Here is a 6,835-nt window from a genome sequence, read left to right on the forward strand (position 1 = left end):
CAGAGCAGACACTCTTAGTGATGTTATTGAGCATCGCCACGATAGTAAGCTTCTTTGTCTTTTGCTTTTGCAAATTGCAATTGTGGAATCACAAGCAAGAAGAGGCAGACTAGAACATAACCAGCAATACCAAGGTATTTAAAGGCATAACCAAATGGCAACCAAGGAAGTACCAAGTCAATGTTACCGTGGTAACCACCAGTCAATCCTAAGAGACTAACTGCCACCGCACCAAGCGCTACTTGAAGAACACCTGAGAAGAATGAGAGGGCTACCGCAGCTTTCCAACCGCCACGTTTATCCGCGTAAACCGCGATCGCAGCATTATCAAAGAATACTGGAACAAATCCGGTAATAATCAAAATTGGATTTTTGAAAACAACAAGTAAAGCGATAGTAATCAATTGTCCAATCAAACCAAAGGCAAATCCTGAAAGAACGGCATTTGATGAACCAAAACCATAAGATGCTGCAACGTCAACCGCTGGGAATGATCCTGGAAGTAATTTGCTAGAGATACCTTGGAAGGCATTCGTTAATTCAGCAACGAACATACGCACACCTTGCATCAAGATAAAGAGGTAAACTGAGAAGGTAAGAGCTGTCTGAATCACATACATGAAGAATGATTTGGCAGGGTTATAAGCACCAGCACCAATCAATTCTGCATTAGACATGATTTCAGGGCCAAGAACCGCCAAGATACCACCAAAGAAGACAAGCATCAAGGTTGCTGAGGCAACGACCGTATCATGGAAAATATTAAGGAAAGAAGGCAATTTCAAGTTATCCAAATTTTCTTCTTTTTTACCGAAGAATGGCGCTACCTTGTCAACAAACCAAATCGCAAACTGTTGTTGGTGACCAATCGCAAAGCCACCGCCACCTGTTAAACGTTGGGTAGGCTCAACTGTCATATTTGAGCTGACTGCCCAGTAAAGTCCACAGATAATACCAACTGCCCAAGCGCCAGCCGCATTTTGCAACTGAGGAATAAGGAGAAGGACAAAGACTGAAATTGTCGCTGCCTGTTGCACCATGATGTGACCTGTAATAAATAGTGTTCTAACCTTAGTCACTTTACGAAGAGCAACGAGAAGAATATTTACCCCAAAGCCAATCAAGAGAGCTGTTGTGGCGACATCAATAAAGCCCATCTCTGTTAATTTTGCATTAGCCGCAGCTAGACCAAAATAAGGGTCAATAACCGCCGCTTCAAGATTAAACTTCTTAGCTAGGGCAACAAGGATTGGACGGAAAGTGGTTACCAAACCACCTGCACCAACATTCAAGATAAGGTAACCAACTGTAGCTTTCACAAAACCAGCAAAAACTTCATGAGCTGGCTTTTTGAGGAGCATATAGCCCACCAAAACTAAGAGACCAACGAAGAAAGCAGGGTTCTGCAAAATGTTAGTTGAGAACCATTGTAAGACAGCTTGTAAGATATCCATAAGATATACCTCGCTTTTGATTTAGTAATAATGTTTATTTACAAGTTCATTATAGAAAAATGTAAGCGCTTAAAAAAGACCAAGAAACACACAAGCTTGTGTTCAAAAATGTGCCCATATCAAAACACATCTCTCATCCCAAGTGAACACAATCAAAAGAGCCTATCACAAAATCGTGATAAGCTCAGCTATCTTAACTAACTTGTTTAATTATCCCATAAGCATTGATTAGAGGTATCTAAGCAATTGATTGAGGCAAATTCTATGATATCTCAGCACTGATTTATCTCCTCAAAATTAATCAATCAACCGTTGATACAGGCGTTCCGTCCAAGGATGACAGAGGGCAATTACCCGTCCAGTCAGCGCCATAGCGACTACTGTTCCTATTCCAATGCCTAAAAAACTTCCTTTGAAAAACAGTCCCAAAACAATTGAAACAGTAATTGCAATACTGTCTAGGACATTTTTCCCAAAGCCAAACGGGCGATGCAAAACCCGTCCAACTGTCTCTGCTAAAGCATCCGCAGGATTAGGAATAAGTCTCATACCAACCGTTAGTGAGGCACCAAAACCAGTCAAAGCAACACCTATAACTAATGCCAAAAGACGAATAGGCAAAGCCTGTGGTAGCACAATCAAGTCATCAAATAATTGTAAGAAAAAGCTAGAGAGAAAACTCGCTAAAATCTGAGTCAGTTGAAATCTCTGAAAAGCCCCTTTCAAGAGAAGATACTGAATGCCAATCAAGACACAGAGGTAGAAAAAGTTAATAACCCCAAACGGAACTGCCGTAATTTGGCTAATATTAAAAGCCACCGAAGTCACTGGCGATACTCCCAGAGCAGTCTTCGTATTGAGACAGACCCCAAAGGCTAAAACCACATTCCCTAACAAATAAACCAACAAGGTCTTTCCGTTAATCTTCGACCGATACATGCTATTCCTCTTTCATTATCTCTACTTCCAGTTTAACATCCTTTGTCTAAGTTCACAACCTTTTCCCTTGTCTTTCTGGTGTCTTATCTAAAAGTTCCTCTGTCTAGCTGTCCCCAAAAAGGGATTTTTCAAGGTCCTAGATTTGAAATCAAGCAACAGAAGTCTGTCAAGTGGTCACTTACGTCTCTACCACATAAGGCTAACGGTCCAATACAAATTATCAGCTGTTGATATTTAATGAGTATTAGACCATTAAAGACTGCGACAAAAAAGTTGGATACGATTTACCCAACTTTTCATTAGTTATCCTTTGTTACAACAATGTCCTTTTAGAACCCACCCATCATGCCTGAGTCCATAGCTGGCGCTACTGGAGCCGCTGCTTCTGGTTTATTGGCAACAACTGCTTCTGTGGTCAAGATAAGACTTGCCACCGAAGAGGCATTTTGAAGGGCTGAACGAGTCACTTTAACAGGGTCAATGATTCCTGTTTCTACCATGTTGACCCACTCACCTGTCGCAGCATTAAAGCCAATACCTGAGTCACTGTTTTTCAATTTGTCAATGATAACAGAACCTTCGTAACCAGCGTTGTAAGCAATCTGACGAACTGGCTCTTCAAGGGCACGAAGAACGATGTTTCGACCTGTCGCATCGTCACCCTCAAGCTCAAGCGCTGCAACTTTTTCAATCACTTGAACAAGCGCTGTACCTCCACCAGCAACGATTCCTTCTTCAACCGCTGCACGAGTTGCATTGAGGGCATCTTCAATACGCAATTTCATTTCTTTAAGAGCTGTTTCTGTTGCGGCACCGACTTTAATCACTGCAACACCACCTGCTAATTTCGCCAAGCGATCTTGAAGTTTTTCACGGTCAAATTCTGACGTTGTCGTTTCCAATTGTGACTTAATGAGATTGACACGGTTGGCAATATTTTCAGCCGAACCTGCACCTTCAACGATAACAGTGCTATCTTTGTCCACAGCAACTTTAGCCGCTTGACCAAGCGCAGCCATTGTCGCATCTTTCAATTCAAGACCAAGGTCTTCTGTAATCACTGTTGCCCCTGTCAAAACAGCAATGTCTTCAAGCATGGCTTTACGGCGGTCACCGAATCCTGGTGCTTTAACTGCCACTACGTTGAAGGTTCCACGAATTTTGTTCAAAACAAGGGTTGGAAGAGCTTCACCATCCACATCATCAGCAATAATCAAGAGCGGACGGTTTGTTTTAAGAATTTCTTCAAGCAACGGCAAGATTTCTTGAATGTTTGAAATTTTCTTATCTGTAATTAAGATAAATGGGTTCTCGAGGTCTGCCACCATTTTTTCGTTATCCGTTACCATGTATTGTGACAGGTAACCACGGTCAAACTGCATCCCTTCAACCACTTCAAGTTCAGTTTCCATCCCACGTGATTCTTCGATAGTGATGACACCATCTTTACCCACACGTTCCATCGCTTCTGAGATGTACTCACCTACTTTTTCAGAACGTGATGATACCGCAGCAACTTGTGCAATAGCTTCACGGTTTGAAACAGGTTGTGCGATAGTTTTCAATTCTTCAACAGCAGTCGCAACAGCTGTTTCAATCCCACGACGGATACCAATTGGGTTGGCACCAGCTGTCACGTTTTTAAGACCTTCACGAACGATAGCTTGTGTGAGCACAGTTGCTGTTGTCGTCCCGTCACCCGCAATATCATTGGTTTTTGAAGCCACTTCTGAAACGAGTTTCGCTCCCATGTTTTCAAAATGATCTTCTAATTCAATTTCTTTAGCAATGGTTACCCCATCATTAGTAATCAGTGGTGACCCAAAGGCTTTTTCAAGCACCACATTACGTCCCTTAGGACCCAAGGTAACTTTTACCGTATCTGCTAAAATATCAACACCACGGACCATTGCCTCACGCGCATCCGCTGAAAATTTAATCTCTTTTGCCATAATTAAGATATAGAGGGCGTTAAACGGACAATAGCAAAATAGGGAACTCAATGACGACGCTAGCGTCTAGTTGAAGTTCATCTTTTTGCAGCCGTCCGTAGCCCGTATTCAGTTAAACTCATACAGGCTACCCTCTCTCCTTTCTATCCTTTCTTATATTCTTATTATTCCACAATCGCTACAATATCTGCTTCACGGACGATGGTTACTTTCTCATCACCATCTTTGACTTCAATACCCGCACCGCTTTCAATAAGAACCTTATCTCCTGCTGCTACACTTGGTGCTACCAAATCACCGTTAAGCGTACGGATACCGTCTCCTACTGAAACAACCGTAGCGACTTTGGTCGCATCATGTGAGGCACCCGCTAGGACAAAGCCACCCACTGTTTTTTCTTCTACTTCTTCAAATTTCACGACCACACGGTCACCTAATGGTTTTAACATCTTTATCCTCCATTATTAGTCTTTTATAAAATAGCAGAGCTGCTTTCGAGCTACAATTTCATTTTTAGCACTCTATCACACCGAGTGCTAATTCTTATAAAGTCTATTCTATCACTTAGTCAGGATTAGTCAAGAAAAAAACTCCTATCTTTAGGAGCTTTTTCAATCTGTTAAAGAAGTCTTAATCACATCTCTCAGTTTCCGTCTCTTCGCAATCCAAAGAGGACGGTCATCGTATTCAAAGGTGCGGTTGGTCAAAAAGATGACGGCAGTCTGCGTTTTACGATTAACCATCACAAAAGGTCCTGTGTAACCCGTGTGGTCAATCCAATCACCATCTAAATTCCAGCCCATAGAACGTGGCTTATTGCCAAGACTGATATTGGTCCACAGATTTTCAGCAAAGTCATCTTCTAGATAATGGCGACAAAAGATTTCCAAATCTTTGACGGTTGAAAAAAGCCCTGCTGACCCTGCATGATACCCAAAAACTTTCGCTTTAGGATCGTGGACCACACCATCATGAATTCCCTTAACCGTAGGCACAGCTTCCTTAACAGGACCAAAACCAGTTTCTACCATCTGCCAAGGCTCAAAAATTTCCTGACTAAAAATCGTTTTCAGACTGGAGCCATAAATCTCTTCCAACATAAAACCCAGCAAGAGAAAATTAATATCCGTATACAGAAAGTCTTTATTATCCGTCACAGTAATGTGGTTGATTGCTTCTTTCAACTCAACCTCTGACAGTTGATCACGATTTGGGATAAAAGGGTCAATTCCTGTCGTATGGGTCAAAAGCTGGCGCAGGGTTACTGAGGCATCATGAAAGTCAGGATAATGCTTGACTAGAGGATCATCTAGCTGAATCGCTCCGCTATTTAACAAGAAAGTGCAAATCGTAGAAACCCCTACAACCTTGGAGACACTCGCCAAATCATAGGTTAAACCTGAAAAAACGGGCGCTTGCCCGTCTTGTGTTCCTAAAAAATGCTCACTCCACATGCCGTTTTGATAAATCGCCAAACTAGCGCCGTGGTAGAGGTTATCAGCTATCTGCTGATGGATTTTCGTTAGAATACGTTCCATTTATTTACTAAACCAAATTTCAATATTGCTAGTGTCTTTGATGACCACAAGTTTCTTGTCAGCATAAGCAATTAAACATCCTAGGCTCTCAAGAGTTTCTCGAAATGCTAGTAAATCCGCCTCAGCTGGCAATGTAAATTCCAAATACTCTAAATCCCAAACACTGTCAGGGTCTGCTTGTAAATCCTCCCCTTGTGCCGCTACAAAATTGACGCGCAATGGCAGTTCTAAGGTTTGGTAAAAAGCTTGCGCTATCTCAACATCTGGTACATTAAGAACAATTTCTTCAATCTCAAAATCTGACAAGCCCTTAAAATCAGGAGTTGCTGTAAACTCAGCATCCGTCACGACAGAAAGGCTTGAGCGGTTGGTTTCAGCATGTAATAAATAGGTATAACCTTGAGGCGATGTCGTTTCAAAGGCATAACCATTTTCTCCACGAAAGATAGCATCAACTGTCATACCACTTGCTAAAAGCGATTCAATATCAGAAGCCTTTTTCGCCTTAATAATCGTCTTATTATGCTTCGTTTTACCATTCACCGCACGTGTTCGATAGGTTGGTGACTCTTCAATGATAAAAGTCCGTTCAGAATTATCATAACCAGAAAAAATAGCAATGGCATTTTCTTCAGAAACCAATTTAAACCCTAGAGTGTCTTGGTAAAAAGAAATGTTAGCATCCTTATCAAACACCCTAACAACAGGCGTTTTGAAAGTTACTTTCGTTACTAATGTCATATCATTCTCCAATCCTTTCTATTGTAAAATAAAGTTGAAATTTTAGCAAGAAAATTAAAAACTTAAGAATGGTTTTAAAATGAAGGTAATTTCCCAAAGTAATTTCCACTTTAGCTTTCGAAGTGGAAATTAGTCTAAAACGGATTTTTATGGTGGAATTAAGTCTGAGACGTTTGTGTTAGAAATGAGTCCTTACTATGACAAAATATAA

The 6,835-nt window shown here is 41.3% G+C and carries 6 protein-coding genes; all 6 read right to left on the bottom strand.

All coding sequences use genetic code 11. The features are described from left to right. Positions 1-23: 23 nt before the first annotated feature. Complete coding sequence (locus EAF07_RS07410; RefSeq protein ID WP_121835946.1) at positions 24-1,454, bottom strand: PTS sugar transporter subunit IIC; 1,431 nt, start codon at positions 1,452-1,454, stop codon at positions 24-26. Positions 1,455-1,751: 297 nt separating this feature from the next. Then, positions 1,752-2,393: a YczE/YyaS/YitT family protein gene (locus EAF07_RS07415; RefSeq protein WP_121835947.1), complete on the bottom strand. Its 642-nt coding sequence runs from the start codon at positions 2,391-2,393 to the stop codon at positions 1,752-1,754. 329 nt (positions 2,394-2,722) lie between these two features. Beyond that, the gene (gene groL / locus EAF07_RS07420) at positions 2,723-4,345 is read right to left on the bottom strand and encodes a chaperonin GroEL (RefSeq protein WP_121835948.1); all 1,623 of its coding nucleotides are present in this window, start codon (positions 4,343-4,345) and stop codon (positions 2,723-2,725) included. Positions 4,346-4,509: 164 nt separating this feature from the next. After that, on the bottom strand, positions 4,510-4,794 hold the full coding sequence (groES, locus tag EAF07_RS07425; RefSeq protein ID WP_121835949.1) for a co-chaperone GroES: 285 nt from the start codon (positions 4,792-4,794) through the stop codon (positions 4,510-4,512). A gap of 162 nt (positions 4,795-4,956) precedes the next feature. Continuing rightward, on the bottom strand, positions 4,957-5,883 hold the full coding sequence (locus EAF07_RS07430; protein ID WP_121835950.1) for a serine hydrolase domain-containing protein: 927 nt from the start codon (positions 5,881-5,883) through the stop codon (positions 4,957-4,959). Further along, positions 5,884-6,624 carry a CppA N-terminal domain-containing protein gene (locus tag EAF07_RS07435; protein WP_121835951.1) on the bottom strand — a complete coding sequence of 247 codons (741 nt, stop codon included), beginning with the start codon at positions 6,622-6,624 and terminating at the stop codon, positions 5,884-5,886. It abuts the gene before it with no gap. Between the last annotated feature and the right edge of the window lie 211 nt (positions 6,625-6,835).

This window comes from Streptococcus hillyeri (assembly GCF_003686955.1).
Lineage (GTDB): Bacteria > Bacillota > Bacilli > Lactobacillales > Streptococcaceae > Streptococcus > Streptococcus hillyeri.